The following is an 18,441-nucleotide window of genomic DNA, read 5'->3' as shown; positions in this document are numbered from 1 at the left end:
GTGCGCCGCTTCCTTGCCGCGTACGGCATCGCGTTCGGCAGTTTCGACTTCGCCGTCACCCCGGACGACATGTGGGTGTTCTTCGAGAACAACCCGGCCGGGACCTGGGGGTGGGTCGAGAATCGCACCGGCCTTCCGATCGCCGCCGCGCACGCCGACCATCTCCTTGGAGCCGCCCCGTGAACCGGCCCGACCCGCCCGACACCGAAGCCGCCGTCGCCCTGCGCGAGAAGTTCGCCGCCGGTCTGGCGCCCGGCTCCCCGTCACCCTGGCGCACGGCGTTCGCACGAGTGCCCCGGCATGTGTGCGTGCCCCGCTTCTACCGGCAGCTTTCTGACCTGTCGTGGCAGCCGGTCGAGCGGGGGGACGACGGCTACCTGGAGTCCGTGTACGCGGACACCGCGCTCACCACTCAGCTCGACGGCCGATCCATCCCCACCAGTTCCTCCAGCCGGCCCTCGCTGATGCTGAGCATGCTCGACGCCCTCGGCGCCCTGCCCGGACAGCGCGTGCTGGAACTGGGCACAGGCACCGGCTACAACCTCGCGCTGCTCGCCGACCGGCTCGGCGACGAGAACCTGGTGAGCATCGAGCCGGACAGGGCGATCGTCCAGGCCGCCGTCCAGCATCTGGAGCAGGCCGGGTACCGGCCCGCGGTGATCACCGGGGACGGCACGCTCGGCCATCCCCCCGGGGCCCCGTACGACCGCATCATCGCGACCGTGGGCCTGTCCCACATCCCGCACGCTCTCCTGGCGCAAGGCATGAGCGGCACGGTCATCATCGCGCCGCTCGGCCACGGCATCGTCCGTCTCACGCTGACCGGCGGCGGTTGCGCCGAGGGCCGCTTCCTGTCCCTGCCCGCGCGGTTCATGCCCGTGCGCGGACCGTCGTCGCCGCCGGACTTCGAGGCAGTCGGCCGGGCGCGGCCCTCCAGGACCGGGGTGGCCCCCGAAGAGGTGCTCGGTCGCCTTCAGTTCGCGCTCTCCCTCGCCCTGCCCGGACACACCACCTGCACCTGGCGGGGGAACGGGGAGCGGATCGAAGCCGTGGGGATCTGGACGCCGGACGGATCGGCCGTGCTCGTCCACGCGTCGGGTGAGGTGCGGCAGCAAGGGGCGCGGTGTGTGTGGGACACCGTGGAACAGGTGGCCGCCGCTCTACCGCAGCAGTGGGCACGGGAGGACTTCGGCCTCACTGCCACCCCCGAGGAGCAAGTGATCACCTACGGAGGATCAGGAGGCCCGCAGTGGCGGCTGCCGTCGGCCTGACCTCTCAGCTCAGCGCACCTGGTCCACCATGCCCATTCCCGCCTCCCCCACCAGCACCAACTGACTGATGACATACCGGTCATACGTATGCAGCGCCACCCGGTACAACCCAGGCGCCTCGACCGTGATCGTCGCCGTCGGGGTGCCGTCGCGCATCTGGGCCGGGACGGGGCGCTCCGTGCCGGTTTCCGTGTTGGTCAGGGTGAAGGTCAGGCCCTGCATGGTGTCTACGTCCGGGGCGGTCGCCTCCCAGGGGGCGCCCGCCTCGGCGAGGTCGGGGACGGAGAGGCCGCAGCCGCCCGGTCCGCTGTCGCCGGGCAGCGGGGGTCCTGCCGGGGCGTCCTCCAGGAGGATGTCGGCGACCGTGTCGAGGACGCTGTCGGCGCGGGCGAGGTCGCCGTGCTGGACGGGGAGCAGGGAGACGTTCCGGGTCAGGGACGCGGCCTCGCGGTAGACCGTGCCGTCGCCGTGCGCCGAGAAGTGCAGGACGCGTCCGGCCGCGTCGCGGATGAGCGTGCCGTCGCTGTGCTGGCGGGCGCCCGACTCGTACGCCGTGACATGGCCGGAATCGAGCGCCAGGCTCTGCCATGTGGGCTGGCGGGTGCCGACGACCGCGCGGTGGTCCGGCAGGGATACGGACTGCTGGCCGGCGTGGAAGGCCAGCGCGTCGCGGGCGAGGTCGGGGTGGCCGCCGAGCGCGATGATGTCGGAGGTGTCGAGGCGGCGTACGTCGTCGGCCGTGCGCAGGCAGCGGTAGAGCGGCAGCAGGTCGTGCAGGCCCGGCATGGTGGCGCACAGGTCGCGGAGCTTGGCGTGCGGGAGGGGGACCGGGGCGCCGCGTCCGCTGTTCAGGATGACGGTCGCCTTCACGGAACCGTAGAAGGGTGTGCCCAGGGTGACGACCGTGCGGGTGTCCGCGGCCAGGTCGTCGAAGTGGCTGCCGTCCAGGGCGCTGCGCGTGACCAGGCCGCCCATGGAGTGCGCGAGGAAGACGAGGCGGGCGGGGCGTCCGTCGGCGCGGTGGCGCAGGGCCGCCAGGTGCGCGGGGTGGGCGCGCCAGGCGGTGAGGTGTTCGCGGGCGCGGGCGGCGAGCAGCTTGCCGTTGACGGCGACGGGCAGCCGCCAGTCGTACGGGAACGTCATGATCGCGGCGGGGTCGGCCACGTAGTCGCGGACCGTGTCGACCAGGTCGGTGTAGGGCTCCTGACCGCGCAGGTACGGGGTCCAGGTGCCGTGGCGCAGGAGCTGGGTCGCCACCACGCGGCCCGTCTTGCCGGTGAGTTCGTCCTCGGTGAGGTGGAGGGCGGCGAGGCCCTCGCGCCGGGTCCACGCCCGCAGGAGCCAGCGCGCCCCCGACAGGCCCCACAGGACTTCGCCGGTCTCGGCGGAGCGCAGCTCGCTGCCCATGATGCCGGGAACGATGACGACCGCGTCCTGCGTCACATGATGAGGTAACTCTGCCTGTGCCGGGGCGGGTCGGGCCTCGCCGACCTGTCGCTGGAACTGAAAGCTCATGGACGGGAACAATAGGCAAGATGAGCGAGCGACGGGGGCCGGTCGTGGCTGTTGCCGCCGAGCCGGAAGCACCGCAGTGGCCGCGCGGGCCGCTGGAGTCGGGGCCGCGCGGGCTGCTCGTCGGCCTGGTCGTCCCGGACGGCGACCCCTCCTTCGACGAGGCGGTGGAGGAGCAGTTGGCCGCCCTGGAGCTGTGGTGGCCGCGCGACGGGGAGGCGTTCGACTGGCGGCTGTCGAAGACCCCGGAGGGTATGCCGCTGTCGACGCGGCACGAGGTCGAGGCGTATCTGAGCGCGAGCGGCCTGCGCGACACCGACGCGGAGACGCCGCTGGTGCTTTTCGTCAGCGCGCACGGCCTGTCCGCCAAGTCCAGCCGCCACTACCTGCGGCTGCCCGACACCTCCGACGAACGCCTCCTCGCCACCGCCGTGCCCACGTCCGCGCTCGCCTACGCGGCCCTCGACTCGCGCGCCCGTGACGTCCTGGTCATCCTCAACATGTGCGAGTCGGCGGCCGTGCAGGGCGAACTCGTCGCGTTGCAGGACGACTTGGCGCCCGCCCGCAAGGAGGAGGCCCGGCTCAACGTCCTCGCCACCACCGAACGCGGCCGCACCGTGCTCGGCCTCGAACTGGCCCGGGTCCTCTCCCGCGCCCACCACCTGGCCACCACCAGCGAGCAGATCGCGCACCCGCACCTGACGATGAGCGAGTTCACGCAGCTCCTCAACCGGGCGGCGAAGCTCCTGGAGGAGGAGCGGCCCCGGCGGCGCACCGCGCGGCGCGCCCACGCCCGCGTCAACATCCCCCAGCCGCTGCTCACCCAGTGGCAGCACGAGCGCTCGCGGGCGCTGCCCAACCCCGGCTACGAACCCTCGCCGCGGGTCGCCGAGGACGCGGTCAGCGATGTCGCGGCGACCTTCGACGAGCTGGAGCACTGGCTGGAGAAGGCGAGCGGGCGGCTCGACAAGGCCGACGGCGGCTGGTACTTCTCCGGGCGCACCTCCCTCAACCGGCTCCTGGCCGACTTCGTGCAGAGCCCGCGCGGCACGATGATCGTCACCGGGGGCGCGGGCACCGGGAAGTCGGCGCTGCTCGGCCGCATGGTGACGCTCAGCGACCCGGTGTTCCGCAGCGAGGAGCGGTACAAGACCGCGCTCGACGGACCGCCCGAGACGATCCCGCCGCCCGGCGCGGTCAGCGCGGCGATCTCCGCCCGCAACCACACCGCGCTGTCCGCCCTGCGCCGGCTCGGGGAGGCGCTGGGCTGCGCGCCGCCCGAAGGGAGCGTGGAGCTCGGCGACTGGCAGGGCGCGCTGGAGGAGTTCCTGGCCCGCCCCGGCGACCCCGTCACGGTCGTCGTGGACAGCCTCGACGAGGCGTACGACCCGACGCACTTCATCACCACGGCGCTGGCCCCGTTCGTCACCGCGACCCGGCCCGCCCGGCGCGGGCCGGGCGTGCCCGCGCCCGCGGGCCGGGGCCCCGCCGCGCGCCGCCGCAAGGTGCGGCTGCTGCTCGGCGTGCGCAGCGCCCGCCCCACGGCGGCGGACGACGGCGCGCCCCCGCCGCCGCCCGCCGACGACCTCCTGCGCGAACTCGCCGACCGCTTCCCGCACGCCCGCACCGTGCGCTGCGACACCGACCCGGACGAGGACATCGACGCCTACGTACGGGTGCTCCTGCGCGACCAGGAGCAGTGGGACGCGGCGGCCGTGCGCCGGGCCGCCCGCGTCGTCGGCGCCCGCGCCGCCGGCTCCTTCCTCCACGCCCGTCTCGCCGTGGAGCAGCTACGGGCCGCGGGCCCCGCGCTCCTCGCCGACCGGGACTGGCTGAACCGGGTCGGCGAGGGCATCACCGGGCTCCTGCGCACGGACATCGAACTGGCGGTCGCCGCGGGCAGCGGCCTCACCACCGAGGAGGCCGTCGGCCTGCTGCGTGCGAGCGCGTTCGCACTGGGGCGCGGGGTCGCATGGGGGGACGTGTGGCCCGCGCTGACCGCCGCCGTGCTTCAAGCGCCCCTCGAAGACCCCGATGTGAAGATCCGCCACCTGCTGAAGAGCCGCCTCGCCGGGTATCTCACCACCGACCACGAGGACGACCGCGTGGTCTACCGCCCCGCCCACGAACAACTGGCACAGATCCTGCGCCGCTGGCCGGACACGCCACCCGACACCCGAGAGGCTCCTTGTGACCCACCAGCCCGGTGACGCCGGTGACGGCGAAGCCGCCGTGCACGCCCGGATCGCCGCCCGGCTGGCCGCCCTCGGCGGGGACGCCGGGCAGCCCCCACCCCCGTACGTACGACGTCACCTCGCCCGGCACGCCGCGCTCGGCCGCGTCCTCGACGACGCGCGGGTGCCGCCGCAGGCGCTCGCCTGGGACACCGGCGGCGGGATCCGCGCGCTGCTGCACCACACCCCGGCGTGCGGGCCCCGGCACTGGCTGACGGCCTGGTCGGCGATAGAGCCCTATCTGCGCGAGGAACCGCTGCCGTCCCGGATGGCGAGCCTGCACCTCGCCCACACCGCGCTCACGTTCCCCGACACGCCGCGCACCCGGATGCCGCCGGAGGCCGCGCCGCCCGCCGACTCCCCGCTCACCGCGCACTTCGCCAACTGGCGGCTGTCCGCGAACATCTGGGCCACGCTCCCGGCGACCCCGACCCGGCTGCTCACGCTGGTCCATCCGCGCCGGGGCCTCCAGGTCGCCGTCGCCACCGCGACCGGCACCCTGGAGTTCCTCGACGCCGCGACCGCGCACCCCGCCGGCGCCCCGCTCGCCGCGCACACCGGCGAGATCCGCGCCCTGCACATCAGCGCCCCGGGACCGGACGGGCGCCCGTACCTGGTGAGCGCCAGCACCGACGGCACCGTACGGCTGTGGGACGCGCACCGGCACGCGGCGCTCGGCCACCACACCGACTCCACCTGGTTCGACGACGCCGTGTCCTGCTTTGACGACCGGGGCGAGCACGTCGTATGGACGGTCAACGGGCGCAGCGAGCTGGCCAGTTGGGCGCCGCCCGGCCCCTCCCGCACGGTCGCCACCGCTCCCCCGGTGCTGCGCGGCGCGCTGACCACCCTCCTGGACACCGACGGCGAGCGCGTCCTCGTCCACGCCGCCCACGAGCTGACCGTGCACCGCCTCGACGGCACCGTCCGCGCCACGCACTGCCTGCCCTCGCCCGCCCGTACGGTCACGCCGGGCGCCGAGCCGGGCCTGTTCCACTGCGGGCACGCCGACGGCAGCATCACCTCCTGGTCCGTCACCGAAGGGCGGCTGCCCGGCACCGCGCCCGGCCACGGCGAACCCGTCAAGGACCTGTGCCTGCTGGCCCTGGACGACGACGAATGCGTGGTCCTCGCCGCCGCCCGGGGCCACTCAGTGACGCTGTGGGAGCCCGCCACCGACACCGTCGCCGAACTGCGCGGCCACACCGACATCGTCACCGCGCTCACCGCCCTGCCCGAGAACCCCGACCGCCCCGGCGCGCTCCTGTCGGGCGCCGCCGACGCCACCCTGCGACTGTGGACGGCCGCCGACATCGACCGCGCCCTGACCGAGGGCCACTCCCCCGCACCCCGGCGCGCGAGCGGCACCGCGCTCTGGCACAGCGACGCGGGCCCGCTGATCGCCACGGCCCACGACACCTCGATACGCCTCACCGCGACCCGCAGCGGCGAGACGACCACGGCGCTGACCGGCCCCGCGCCCGTCCTCGGCGTGGCCTGGGCCCGCCGCGGCACACAGCACCTCCTCCTCAGCTCCGACACCACCGGCACGGTCACGGCCTGGGACCCGGCGGCCCCCGACACCCCGCCCCTCACCCCCCTGGACTGCGGCGGCGCCCCCACCCGCCACCTCGCCGCCTGCGCCGGCCCGGACGGCGCCCTCGCCCTGCTCCTCACCGCCTCGGACGACTACCGCATCCGCCTGTGGGACCTGCACACCGCGAGCCTCCTGCGCACCTGGGACAGCCACACGATGAGCGTCAAGGCGCTCGCCGCCGCCTGCACGGACGAGGGCGAACCCTGGCTCGCCAGCGCGGGCACCGAGGGCGTCGTCCGCCTGTGGAACCCGGCCCTGGCCGACGACAGCGCCGACCTCATCCGCTGCGACCAGGGCATCCTCCACGCGCTCGCCCTCAACACCGCCCCCGCCGACGGCCTCCCGCCGTTCCTGGTCACCGCCGGCGACCAGGCCGACGTACGCCTGTGGGACCTGGCCACCACCCAGCCGCTCGGCCCACGCCTGACGGGCCATCACGCGCCGGTCCACGCCGTGGCGACCTTCACCGCCGAACACCGTACGTACGTGGTCAGCGCCTCCCGCGACGGCATCGTCCTGCTGTGGGACGCGGCGACCTGCCGCCGCCTGCTGACCCTGGCCACGGCCACCCCCCTGACCTGGCTGGACGCGACCCCCCACCCGGGCACGGCCACGGCAGACCTGACCCTGGCGGGCCCGGCGGGGTCGGCACTGACGAGCCTGGACCTGTCGCATCCGGCGTTGGCGCGGTGAGGGGTGGGGGTCGCTATGCGCGGGGCGGCGACGTGGTGGCTGGTCCCGGCATGCACGGGCGGTGACGTGGTGACCGGTCCGACACGCGCGGGGTGACCATGGTGACCGGTCCGGCCCACGGCCCGGCACGCGCTGCGACACATGCTTTCGGCCTATGCGCCCCCCGGAATGCTTCATGCGCCCCCGGGATGTCTCGCAAGTGACTCGCGTCCCGGCCGCCGGGCCCAGCACAATTGATCAATTGGCCGCCACCCTGTCCCTGGTCAGCGCGGGCGGCCCAGCGCACCACCCCAGCCCGCCGGCCGGTACCGGCGGGCCGCCCCGTTCAGAGGGCCTGGACGGACGACGACCGGAGCCGAGAACCATGACCCCCAGTCCCGCAGCCGACGTCCACCTGATACCGGCCCCCGCCGACGGCGTATGGCGACTGGGCAAGACGCCCGACCCGCTCAGCTACGACACCCTCACCCCCGCGGACGAGACCAGCACGGCGGGCAACCCCTGGAGTTCGAGCACCCACGGCACCCTGTACTGCGCCAGCCAGCAGGACGGCTGCTTCGCCGAGGCCCTCGCCCCGTTCCGCGTCCACCCCGACATGCGCGAACTCGTCGGCCACGACTGGCACGAGCCGTACTTCGTCGGCCCGGGGAAGATGGTGCGCGACTGGAGCGCCAAGCACACGCTGCTGCGTCTGGAACCCGCCAAGGAGAGCCGCTTCCTCGACGTCGACGACGACACCACCCTGAAGGCGCTCAGCACGCTGCTCGCCCCGGAACTCAAGGAGCTGGGCGTCGACCAGCCCGAACTCACGCGCGAACACACCCAGGGCTTCCACCGCCGCCTGACCCGCGCCATCGCCCGCTGGGCCCACGCCCAGCGCACCCCGCAGGGCACACCGAGCATCCACGGCATCGCGTACAAGTCGCGTTTCGGGATGCGCCAGTGCTGGGCGATCTTCGACAACACGACGGTCGAGCGCCTGGAGTCGACGTACGTGTTCCCGGAGTCGGTGCCGCTGGCGATGGTGGCGCGGGAGTACGGCTTACAGATGTTCTGACCCCCGCCCGCTCCCCTCGCGCGCCCCCGATCCCCCCTCGTACACCCCCGAAACCCCACCTGGAACACACCGGAACCCCACCCCCAAAGGGACCCTCCTCCTGACGGAAAGCAGCCAAAGATGACACGGGGGCAGTGGCCGGAAATAGTCCACCCACCAGAGAACCCGCAGCTCAGCACCGCCGGAACGACGCCTTCCGCCACCGGCCGGGGCATATGACAACCTCTCAAAGAGGACGCCGACAGGTGGAGTTGACCTACCTTCGTGGGTACCCTTTTGGAAATGGGTTCCAGTGGAGAGCCCTTAACTTTTTCGAGAGGGAGGGCAAGGGCACCATGAAGCAGGCCGTGCGGCGGACACTGCCGCGATCACAGGGGGCGGCCGCCGTGCCCACCCGGCCCTTCACACCCCGTATGAGGGAGACCCCTATGTCCGCGACCAAGGCCAAGCCGCCCCGGAGCGCTTCCGCGGCCCTACAGGCGCACAGCGCCGCCGTGAGCACCCCGATCGCCGACATAGCGCGATTCCTCCAGGACAATCTCGGCCAGCGCCTCACCGCGCGGATGGCCGGGATCAGCGACGCCAAGCAGGTAGGACGCTGGGCCGCCGGCACCAGCAGGCCACGGCCCGAGGCCGAGGCCCGGCTGATCGACGCGATCCAGATCTTCCACCTGATCCAAGCCGCGGAGTCCGTGTACACCGCCCGCGCGTGGATGATCGGCATGAACCCGCAACTGGAGGACATGGCCCCGGCCATGTGTATCGCCGAGGACCGGGCGCGAGACGTCATGGTCGCGGCCCGCGCCTATGTCGAGGCGACGGAGAGCGCCGCCTGAACAGCGCTCCAGCTCACACTCCACTGACCGCACGCCCCTTGCCGGGCGTGCGGTCAGCGCGTTCCCGGACCTCTCGCGGCACCGGAGCACCGGGGCCGCAGGATGCACGGCCTGGCCGCGACCCGGATCCGTCAGCAGCTCGACCCGCAGGTCGCCGCACACACCCCGGATCACGTCGTCGGCCTGGACATCGAGGTCGAGAACCCCGGCATCGGCGTACGCCGTCTACCCCCACCCCAGGAGCAACAAAGCGGAACTTTTGTCCTTCTGAGGCGGCGGAAGGACACGACCTTCTGAGCGCATGGGGAGGAGCGGTCCCCCGGCCCGGCAAATGGGGGGCGCAAGCCCATAGCTGGAGCGGCAAGCCCCGGTGGCGGACCTCGCCCAACCGTCGGCCCCTCGCACCCAGCCGCCGGGCGCAGAGCGCGCAGTCCATGGCCATCTGCTGACGCGATCGAAGACGGGCGAGGTCCGGCAGGTACGAGGGCGCCGTGACCGGCGTGCTCACTCGGCGCTCCCGGTGCACAACTCCGCCCAGACCTCCTTGCCCCAAGTGCGTCCGTCCGAGCGGTGCAGGTCGTAGCCCCAGCGATCGGCGGCTGCATCGATGAGGAGCAGCCCGCGCCCCGACTCGTCGTCGTCGGTCGCTCGACCGAGTATGGGCAGACGCCCCGGGTCCCGGTCCACGACCCCGACAGGTAGCCGCCCCGCGCTCGGCCGGCCGATCGTGAGGCGGATCTCGGGACACGCGGTGTGCCTGGAGGCGTTCGCGATCAGCTCCGTCACCACCAGCGCAGCACGGTCGACCAGGCCATCGAGGTGCCACACGCCGAGAAGATCCCGGACGACATCGCGGCCGAGCTCTGCCGCGAACGGCTCACACGGAAAGGTTTGGCTGTACGTGGCGCGGCCGACGGAGGGAGCCTCGGCCGGTGTCCTCAGACTCGTCATCAGGTGAGCCTTCGTGTTCGTCTTGGCGCCCGCCCGACCCCTGCGGGGAGCTGAGGGACGGAGCGGGCCGTCAACTGCCGCCCGCACGGTAGGGCGTGGAGGGCGACCGGTACCCAGACAACTCCCCCTATCAGCACGCTGGTTAGGGCGTTCAACCACTCGGCCGACGGATTCGCCTAGGGCGTTTTGACCTCTTCGTTACATGGCGAGTGAGGGTCGCGCGGTCTACGGTGCCCGCATGGACACCACCCGCAACACCGTTCTTGAGGCGTGGATGACCGAGCACGGCTACAGCTCCAACGGTTTCGCCGAGGCCGTGAACAGCGCCATCGAACGGTTGACTGGGCGTCCTGGAGGCCTCGACGGCTCATCGGTCCGGGCGTGGAAAGCGGGCCGGGTCACGTGGCCGAAATCAGCGACACGCAAGGCCCTCGAGGACGTCACCGGGCTCCCTGCCGTCGCCCTGGGGTTCGTACCGCGCTGCCGGTCCGCGCCCAGCCCGGCCCTATCGCAGCAGGAGGATCCCGACATGAAGCGCCGCACCCTCGTCGGCGGCATCGCCGCACTTGCCGCAGCAGCGGCCGTGCCCGCCACCGCGTCGCCGCGTCGTATCGGCATGAGCGACGTCAACCGGCTGAACAAGCGCTTCGCCGAGATCATCGCCCGCGACCATCGTCACGGTGGCCAACCCGGCATCGAACAACACGCCGCCGCCCTCGCCGACGAGGCACTGAACCTCCAGAGCGCGGGCAGCGCCACCCAGCGGGTACGCAGCAACCTCTACGCCTCCGCAGCCGCCTTCCGCTCCTCCGCGATGTGGGCCGCCATCGACGGCCGGCGCTACGACGTCGCCAAGGCGCACATGCGCGAGGCCCAGGCCCTCGCCGAGATGTCCGGCGACCAGGCGATCAAGTTCCGTATCTGGAGCCACGCGGGAACCATGTACCGCCACATGGGCCGTCCGGCCGACGCACTGGCCGCCAACGACGTCGCCCGCAACCTGCACATCACGCGTCGTGACTCCCTGTTCGCGAGCCTGGGGCATGCCCGTCAAGCCGCCACACTCGGCCTCACAGGTGACAGCGCAGCAGTGCAATACTCCCTCGGCTGTGCTCAGGACGCACTCGAACGCGCTGATCCCGACCTCACTCGCCCGGTGTGGATGGCTGCTCTTCGCGATGGTGCGGAGTTGGAAACACTCGCCCTGTCCGCGCATTTTCGCCTCGGTAATTTCGAACAAGCCGAATCACACGCCCACCGGAGCTTGACCCTGCTCCGCCCTCAGATGCAGCGCGATCGCGCCATCAACACCGCCCGGCTCGCACACGCACAGCTCGGACAGGGCGAAGTCGAAGCCGCTGCGGCCACCGCGATGAAAGTCCCCGCCGACGCCGCAACCCAGCATGCCCGGGTTACGCGCATGCTGCAGGAATTCGGGGCCGCCTTGCGCGCCACGGCACCTGGCAGTACCACAGCGCGGGCATGGAGCGAGCACACCGCCCCCTGGAGGAAAGCCGCATGAACACAGCGCGCCTCATCACATTGCGCACCTTCACCGACCTTGACGTCGTCAGAGGCGACCTCCTCGACGTGTACGCCGACGTGCGCGCCCCGCTCCTTTGCATGCCGAACTACGCAGTCACTGCCTTCGGCGAGCGCCTGGACAGGCACGGCACAGAGGAAGGGTTCGTGGCCACCCTCGCATACGCGGACGACCATCCGGTCGGCTTCGCCTACGGCAACACCATCAAGCAGGGCGACCGATACTGGCAACGCGTCAGCCCGACACCGCCGAACAGATACACCGAGCGTCCGGCCGTGGCTTTGAAGGAGGGTGGAGTCCGCTTGCCCTGGCGAAAGACCGGCACAGCCCGCCGTATCCACGACACCCTCCTAGCCACCCGCAACGAGCCCCACGTCACGCTCATGGTCAACCCAGCCGCAGGCGACGGAAAGGTCCACGCGCTCTACGAGTCCTGGGGCTATGAGGACATCGGACAGAGCCTACCGTCACCGGCCTCGCCGGTCCTTGTCGTGATGGTGCGTGCCAGCCGCTGACCGGGCCCCCGGGACCCATAATTTGGTACCCGAGCTCTCCACACCTGCGGCATCTACCCATCGTGTCGTGCCCTCGGCTTTCGGCGCTTGGCCGACCGGGGAAAGGTGCTGGACTTGGCGGCCAGGCTGCTGCGAGCGTGTAGTGCGTCACCCGTGGAGGTGATCTTCTTCGAGTAGGTGGTGACGCTGCCAGTGCGAGGCTGGGTGAAGAAACCGCTGGCTCCCCGGCGGATGACGTCCAGGCTGACGAGCGTGGCCGCGGTCATCGTCTCCCTGGTGACAACGGTGGCCGTGATCCTCACCAGCACTCGACAGGCTCCGTAAGAACCGGAGACCTCGTCCCTCCCTTCATGCGGTCAGGTGGCCGGCACACGCCGCGTCACCGCTCTGCACCGCCTGACGCGACCCCGGCCGGGAGCTACGACCAGGCACCGATGGTCGAGGCCTCCTCCGCTGCTTACGCCACCCCAACCCAAGCCTCCGCCCCGAACGACCCCTTGATGTCGGACGCGATCGTCGCCGCGTTGACCAGGGCGGGGAGTTCGTAGACCACCGTTTTGCGGGGACCGCGTACCGCCACGTGGACCGGGTTCTGGCCCGGGTGGTCGCCCATGATGCGGCGGAGTTCGGTGATGAACTGGGTGTTGATGCGGTGGTAGGGGAGGTGGAGGCGGACCGGGGCCGCGCCGTCGCGTTCCGCCGAGGTGACGTCGAGGACCTGGAGTTCCTGGCCGAAGAGGGAGATCGCGCCGTCGCGGTCGTTGATGCGGCCCTGGACGGAGATGACGCTGTCCTCGACGAGCGCGGCGGCGACGAGTTGGTAGGTGGCGGGGAAGAAGAGGACCTCGGTGGTGCCGTCGCGGTCGGCGAGGTTGACGATGGCCCAGGCGTTGCCCTGCTTGGTCATTTTGGGTTGCACGCTGGTGATCAGGCCGGAGAGGCGGACGACGCCCTCGGTGCGGCCCGAGGAGAGCAGGTCGACGATGGTGGTGTCGCGGTTGGCGGAGAGGATGTGCTCGGTGCCGTCCAGGGGGTGGGCCGAGACGTACATGCCGAGCATTTCGCGTTCCGTGGCCAGGAGTTGTTTGCGGGGCCATTCGTCGTCGGTGATCGGGACTTCGAGGGTGAAGCCTCCGGCGGCGCCGTCGCCGTCGTCGCCCATCCCCGCGAAGAGGTCGTCCTGGCCGTACGCCGCCGCCTTCTTCAACGGGACCACCGCGTCGATCGCGCTCTCGTGCGCGGCCGAGAGGCCCTTGCGGGTGTGGCCCAGGGAGTCGAAGGCGCCGGATTTGATCAGGGACTCGACCGCCCGTTTGTTGAGCGCCGGCAGGTCGACCTTGTCGAGGAAGTCGGTGAAGGACGTGTACTTGCCCGCTGATTTGCGCGCCGCGATGATCGACTCGATGACGTTGTCGCCGACGTTGCGTACGGACAGCAGCCCGAAGCGGACGTCGTCGCCGACGGCCGCGAACTCGGCGAGGGATTCGTTGACGTCGGGGGGCAGGACCGTGACGCCCAGCTTGCGGGCGTCGGCGAGGTAGATGCCCGCCTTGTCCTTGTCGTCGCCGACCGAGGTGAGCAGCGCCGCCATGTACTCGGCCGGGTAGTTGGCCTTGAGGTAGGCCGTCCAGTAGCTGACCAGGCCGTAGCCCGCCGTGTGGGACTTGTTGAAGGCGTAGCCGGAGAACGGGAGCATGACATCCCAGATCGCCTTGATGGCCTCTTCCGAGTAGCCGTTGCCCGCCATGCCGTCGTGGAACTTCTCCCACTCGGCGGCCAGCACCTCGGGCTTCTTCTTGCCCATCGCCCGGCGCAGCATGTCGGCGCCGCCGAGGGTGTAGCCCGCGAGCGTACGGGCGATGGCCATGATCTGCTCTTGGAAGATCAGCAGGTGGTGAGTCGAGCCGAGGATCGGGTCCAGGACTTCCTTCAGCTCCGGGTGGATCGGGTCCGGGTTCTGCTTTCCGTTCTGGCGCAGGGCGTAGTTCGTGTGCGCGTTCGCCGCCATCGGGCCGGGGCGGTACAGGGCCAGGGCCGCCGCGATGTCCTCGAAGCGGGACGGCTCCATCAGTTTCAAAAGCGCCCTCATGCCGCCGCCGTCCAGTTGGAAGACGCCGAACGTGTCGCCCCGGCCGAGGAGTTCGAAGGTCTTCGCGTCGTCGAGGGGGATGACCGTGACGCTGTCGTCGCCGTTGCCGGGGTCGACCGTCGCCAGGCGTACGCCCCTGTTCTCGCGGATGTTCTTCAGCGCGTGGTCGATGACGCCCAGGTTGCGCAGGCCCAGGAAGTCCATCTTGACCAGCCCCATGTTCTCGCAACTGGGGTAGTCGAAGCCGGTGATCTTGACGCCGTCCTTGGCGCGCATGTGCAGCGGGATGCGCTCCGTCAGCTTCGTCTTGGAGAGGATCACGGCCGCGGCGTGGACGCCCGTGCCGCGCGTCAGGCCCTCCACGCCCTTCGCGGTGTCGATGACCTTGCGGACGTCCGGCTCGTTCTCGTACATCTGCCGGATCTCGCCGGCCTCGCCGTACCTCGGGTGCGCGGGGTCGAAGATGCCGTCGAGCGGGATCGACTTGCCCATGATGTCCGGCGGCAGCGCCTTGGTGATGCGCTCGCCGTGCTGGAAGGGGTAGCCGAGGATGCGGGACGAGTCCTTGATCGCGTTCTTGGCCTTGATCTTGCCGAACGTGTTGACCATCGCCGTGTACTCGTCGCCGTACTTCTCGGTGACGTAGCGGACCATGGCGTCGCGCTGGCGGTCGTCGAAGTCGAGGTCGACGTCGGGCGGGTTGATGCGCTCGGGGTTGAGGAACCGCTCGAAGAGCAGGCCGTGTTCGAGGGGGCACAGCTCGGTGATGCGGGTGGCGTACGCAACGATCGAGCCGGTCGCGGAACCACGGCCCGGGCCGACGGGGATGCCGCTGTCGCGGGCGTGGCGGCAGATGTCGGCGACGACGAGGAAGTACGAGGAGAAGCCCATCGGGCCGATGACCGTCATCTCGGTCTCGAAGCGTTCGGTGACCTCGGCGGGGAGCGGCGAGCCGTAGCGCATGGCCAGGCCCTCCAGGCACTCCTTGCGCAGCCAGGACTCCTGCGTCTCCCCCTCCGGTACGTCCGGGTACTGCGGCATCTCGTCGACGTTCTCGAAGACGCTGTCGTAGGACTGGATGCGCTCGGCGATCAGGAGGGTGTTGTCGCACGCCTCCGGCAGTTCGGCGAACAACTCGCGCATCTCGGCTGCCGTCTTGAGGTAGTAGCCGTCGCCGTTGAAGCGGAAGCGTTTTTCGTCCGCCTTGTTCTTTCCTACGCCGATGCAGAGCAGGTTGTCGTGCGCGTCGGACTGGTCCTGGTGGACGTAGTGGGCGTCATTGGTGGCGAGGAGGGGGATGCCGAGGTCCTTCGCGAGGCGGAGCAGGCCCTCGCGGACGTCGCGCTCGATGGGCAGGCCGTGGTCCATCAGCTCCAGGAAGTAGGACTCCTTGCCGAAGATGTCCTGGTAGGCGGCGGCGACCTCGCGCGCCTCGTCGTACTGGTTGAGGCGAAGGCGCGTCTGGACGGCGCCGGACGGGCAGCCGGTCGTCGCGATGACGCCCTCGGCGTGCTCGCTGATCAGCTCCATGTCCATACGGGGCTTGCCCGCCGGGAACTGGCCGGAATAGCTCGCTTCCGTGGAGAGGTAGAAGAGGTTCTTCAGGCCCTGGACGTTCTCCGCCCACATCGTCATGTGGGTGAAGCGGCCGCCGCCCGATACGTCCTTGGAGCCCTCCCCGTCGTCCGACATCGCGCGCTGGCCGCCGGGGCCCCAGAACTCCTGCTTGCGGTTGCGGCGCGAGGACGGGGCGACGTACGCCTCGATCCCGATGATCGGCTTGACGCCCTCGAACCCCTTGCTCACCGTGTGGAACTCGTACGCCCCGAACATGTTGCCGTGATCGCTCATCGCGACGGCGGGCATGTCCTGCCGGGCCACTTCCGCGAACATCGGCTTGAGCTTCTGCGCGCCGTCGAGCATCGAGTACTCGGTGTGATTGTGCAGGTGAACGAAGGAATCCGGCACCGGGAGGGCACCTCCGGGAGGTCGCGGGCGGGCGGCGGCAGCCCGGCCTGAAGCCGGGCTGGAGGCAGCACCCTAACCCCGCGCCGGGCCTCCGATCCGGCGGTAAGCGGAGCCCTCGTCCGCGCTTCCGCGACGCGCCGTGGGTGACCTCCCCGTCTCACGCGGAGAAGTCGTACGACTCCTCGGCGTGGCGCCGTGTCGCGTGTCACGGGTGATCTTGAGCGGGGCGACACAGGGGGTGCGGGGGGCGAGGCGCCGACGCGGGCGGGGACCGGGTCCACCCCGGGGAGGCACTGCTCGCGGTCGTCACGGCCGGGCAGTCGGGGAGCGACGGCCCGGGGGGATCAAGCTCCCCTCAGGGTCGACAGTGGTCGATATTCAGCCATGGTCACCGGCAGTCGCGTCGGCGGGCGTCGCCGGCTGCGAGTGGAGGACCTCCCGGGCCTGGTCGGCGGCGCGCATGATGCTCTCGGAGACGAAGTCCAAGAAGCGCGCCATGTTCTCCAGACGGACGGCGGCCGGGGTGCCGGCGCCGAGCGGGCCGACGCCCTGCCGCGCGGCGATGGCGAGTTGAGCGGTGGACTGGGCACTCGCCGCCACCGACTGGTACATCACGTCATTGTCGACGATGTACCGCTCCCGGCGCCGTTCGTCCCGCTCCCTGCGCACCAGCCCCTGACCCTCCAGGAACGCGATCGATTTGGAGATCGTCGCCGGGCTGACCTCCAAGCGCTGCGCGAGCTCCGACGCGGTGAGGCTGCCGTCGTCCGTGATGTAGAGGCAGGCCAGGATCCGGGACATCATCTTCGGCGCACCCGACGCCATCATGACGGTGGTGAGCACCTCCTCGTACTCCCGCACTTCTTCGGCGTCGCGGCCGTACGGCTGCGGCGCCGTTTGCGCGCCCCGGGGAGCGGCGGTCCGCTTGCGGCGGTGCGCGCGGTGCTCGGTGGCGCGGTGGGCGAGGTCGGCGCGGTAACCGGTGGGGCCGCCGTTGCGCATGACCTCGCGGGTGACGGTCGAGGTCGGGCGGTCCAGGCGACGGGCGATCTCCGCGTACGCGAGACCGTCGGCGAGGCCCAGCGCGATCTGCTGACGTTCTTGCTGGGTGAGCCTGCCTCCGGGCATCGCGGGTTCTCCTTCGGGGTGACGGGTTCGATGGCCACAGCATAGCTTTCCCGGCACCTCATTGCAACGCACGGATCTCTTGGCGTTGCATTGCATGCGACTTCATTGCAACACTTTTGCGGCTTTGACCTGGAGTTAAGCCTTCGCAGTGCAATTTCTTCGTTGCTGAAACTGTGAACGCAACGTAGCTTTCTCACATCGGAAACAGCGCGCCGCACACCGCGGAACGCCGGACAGATGAAGGAGAACGCCATGCAGAAGTTCGCCACCACCACCCCCGTCTCCGCCGTCCTCGACATCCCCGCGGGCCGCATCCAGGTCATCGCCGCCGACCGCGCCGACGCCACGGTCGAGGTCCGGCCGGCGAGCGCCGCCAAGAGCCGCGACGTGAAGGCCGCCGAACAGGTCACCGTCGGCTACGAGGACGGGGTCCTGCGGATCGCGGCCGCGCCGCCGAAGAACCGGCTCCTCGGCGGTTCGGGCTCCGTCGAGGTCACCGTGCGGGTGCCGACCGGTTCCCGCGTCGAGGCGAAGGCCGCGGCCGCCGAGTTCCGCGGTGTGGGCCGGCTCGGGGACGTCGCCTTCGACGGCGGGCACCGTACGGTCAAGATCGACGAGGCGACCAGCGTCCGGCTCGGCGGCCTGGACGCCGACATCACCGTCGGCCGGCTGACCGGGCCCGGCGAGATCAGCACGATGCAGGGCAACGTCACCGTCGCCGAGGCCACCGGCGGCGCGCTCGCCCTCAGCACGCAGCAGGGCGACATCACCGTCACCGCCGGGCGCGGCGTCTCCGCCTCGCTCGACGCGGGCACCACGTACGGCCGGGTCAGCAACTCGCTGCGCAACGACGGCGGTTCGCCCGAGCTGACCGTCAAGGCGACCACCGCCAAGGGCGACATCACGGCAAGCAGCCTCTGACCAGTCCACGAACCTGACTTTCCTTCCTCTAAGACGCCATTTCAGTTGGCTGGATCTTGCGGCAGTCTGGGGTGATGACTGCTGCGCTTGTCGAGCGGATGGCGCCGGAAGAGTTGTGGACGTTGT

13 protein-coding genes are annotated in these 18,441 nt (G+C 71.0%); 9 read left to right on the top strand and 4 right to left on the bottom strand.

All coding sequences use genetic code 11. The features are described 5' to 3' along the window. Both ABZ877_RS31555 and ABZ877_RS31550 read left to right on the top strand, forming a co-directional pair. Nucleotides 1-183 (top strand): hypothetical protein, encoded by a 183-nt coding sequence (locus ABZ877_RS31555; protein WP_361078168.1) that lies wholly within the window; start codon nt 1-3, stop codon nt 181-183. After that, nucleotides 180-1,271 carry a methyltransferase domain-containing protein gene (locus ABZ877_RS31550; RefSeq protein ID WP_361078165.1) on the top strand — a complete coding sequence of 364 codons (1,092 nt, stop codon included), beginning with the start codon at nt 180-182 and terminating at the stop codon, nt 1,269-1,271. Before ABZ877_RS31555 ends, ABZ877_RS31550 begins: the two co-directional genes overlap by 4 nt. Nucleotides 1,272-1,280: 9 nt before the next feature. Here ABZ877_RS31550 and ABZ877_RS31545 read toward each other — a convergent pair whose 3' ends face one another. Further along, a complete protein-coding gene (locus ABZ877_RS31545; RefSeq protein ID WP_361078162.1) occupies nt 1,281-2,786 on the bottom strand; it encodes a hypothetical protein in 1,506 nt (501 codons plus the stop codon). 20 nt (nt 2,787-2,806) lie between these two features. Between ABZ877_RS31545 and ABZ877_RS31540 the strand changes: the two genes are divergently transcribed. From ABZ877_RS31540 to ABZ877_RS31525, 4 genes are all read left to right on the top strand, one after another. Next, a complete protein-coding gene (locus ABZ877_RS31540) occupies nt 2,807-4,993 on the top strand; it encodes a hypothetical protein (RefSeq protein ID WP_361078159.1) in 2,187 nt (728 codons plus the stop codon). Then, the gene (locus ABZ877_RS31535) at nt 4,974-7,307 is read left to right on the top strand and encodes a hypothetical protein (protein WP_361078156.1); all 2,334 of its coding nucleotides are present in this window, start codon (nt 4,974-4,976) and stop codon (nt 7,305-7,307) included. Before ABZ877_RS31540 ends, ABZ877_RS31535 begins: the two co-directional genes overlap by 20 nt. Before the next feature lie 364 nt (nt 7,308-7,671). Next, nucleotides 7,672-8,364, top strand: coding sequence for an RES domain-containing protein (locus ABZ877_RS31530; RefSeq protein ID WP_361078153.1), 693 nt, complete (start codon nt 7,672-7,674; stop codon nt 8,362-8,364). 428 nt (nt 8,365-8,792) lie between these two features. Next, the gene (locus ABZ877_RS31525) at nt 8,793-9,200 is read left to right on the top strand and encodes an XRE family transcriptional regulator (RefSeq protein ID WP_361078150.1); all 408 of its coding nucleotides are present in this window, start codon (nt 8,793-8,795) and stop codon (nt 9,198-9,200) included. A gap of 504 nt (nt 9,201-9,704) precedes the next feature. Here ABZ877_RS31525 and ABZ877_RS31520 read toward each other — a convergent pair. Then, nucleotides 9,705-10,151: an ATP-binding protein gene (locus ABZ877_RS31520; RefSeq protein ID WP_361078147.1), complete on the bottom strand. Its 447-nt coding sequence runs from the start codon at nt 10,149-10,151 to the stop codon at nt 9,705-9,707. A 238-nt stretch (nt 10,152-10,389) separates the two neighbouring features. Between ABZ877_RS31520 and ABZ877_RS31515 the strand changes: the two genes are divergently transcribed. Together ABZ877_RS31515 and ABZ877_RS31510 are read left to right on the top strand one after the other, a co-directional pair. Continuing rightward, a complete protein-coding gene (locus ABZ877_RS31515) occupies nt 10,390-11,673 on the top strand; it encodes an XRE family transcriptional regulator (RefSeq protein ID WP_361078144.1) in 1,284 nt (427 codons plus the stop codon). Next, nucleotides 11,670-12,209, top strand: a complete 540-nt coding sequence (locus ABZ877_RS31510; protein ID WP_361078141.1) for a GNAT family N-acetyltransferase — start codon at nt 11,670-11,672, stop codon at nt 12,207-12,209. Before ABZ877_RS31515 ends, ABZ877_RS31510 begins: the two co-directional genes overlap by 4 nt. A gap of 457 nt (nt 12,210-12,666) precedes the next feature. On the opposite strand, the gene dnaE is transcribed toward ABZ877_RS31510, so the two are convergent. Further along, entirely contained in the window at nt 12,667-16,266 is a 3,600-nt protein-coding gene (gene dnaE / locus ABZ877_RS31505) for a DNA polymerase III subunit alpha (RefSeq protein ID WP_361078138.1), read from the bottom strand. A 378-nt stretch (nt 16,267-16,644) separates the two neighbouring features. After that, complete coding sequence (locus ABZ877_RS31500) at nt 16,645-17,394, bottom strand: helix-turn-helix domain-containing protein (RefSeq protein ID WP_361078135.1); 750 nt, start codon at nt 17,392-17,394, stop codon at nt 16,645-16,647. A gap of 252 nt (nt 17,395-17,646) precedes the next feature. Here ABZ877_RS31500 and ABZ877_RS31495 point away from each other — a divergent pair, with 252 nt between their 5' ends. Then, on the top strand, nt 17,647-18,315 hold the full coding sequence (locus ABZ877_RS31495; protein ID WP_361078132.1) for a DUF4097 family beta strand repeat-containing protein: 669 nt from the start codon (nt 17,647-17,649) through the stop codon (nt 18,313-18,315). Nucleotides 18,316-18,441: the final 126 nt, after the last annotated feature.

It is taken from the genome of Streptomyces sp. NPDC046939 (assembly GCF_040644575.1).
Lineage (GTDB): Bacteria > Actinomycetota > Actinomycetes > Streptomycetales > Streptomycetaceae > Streptomyces.
Note: the sequence above shows the minus strand (reverse complement) of the source record. Positions and strands in the feature narration are given on the sequence as shown.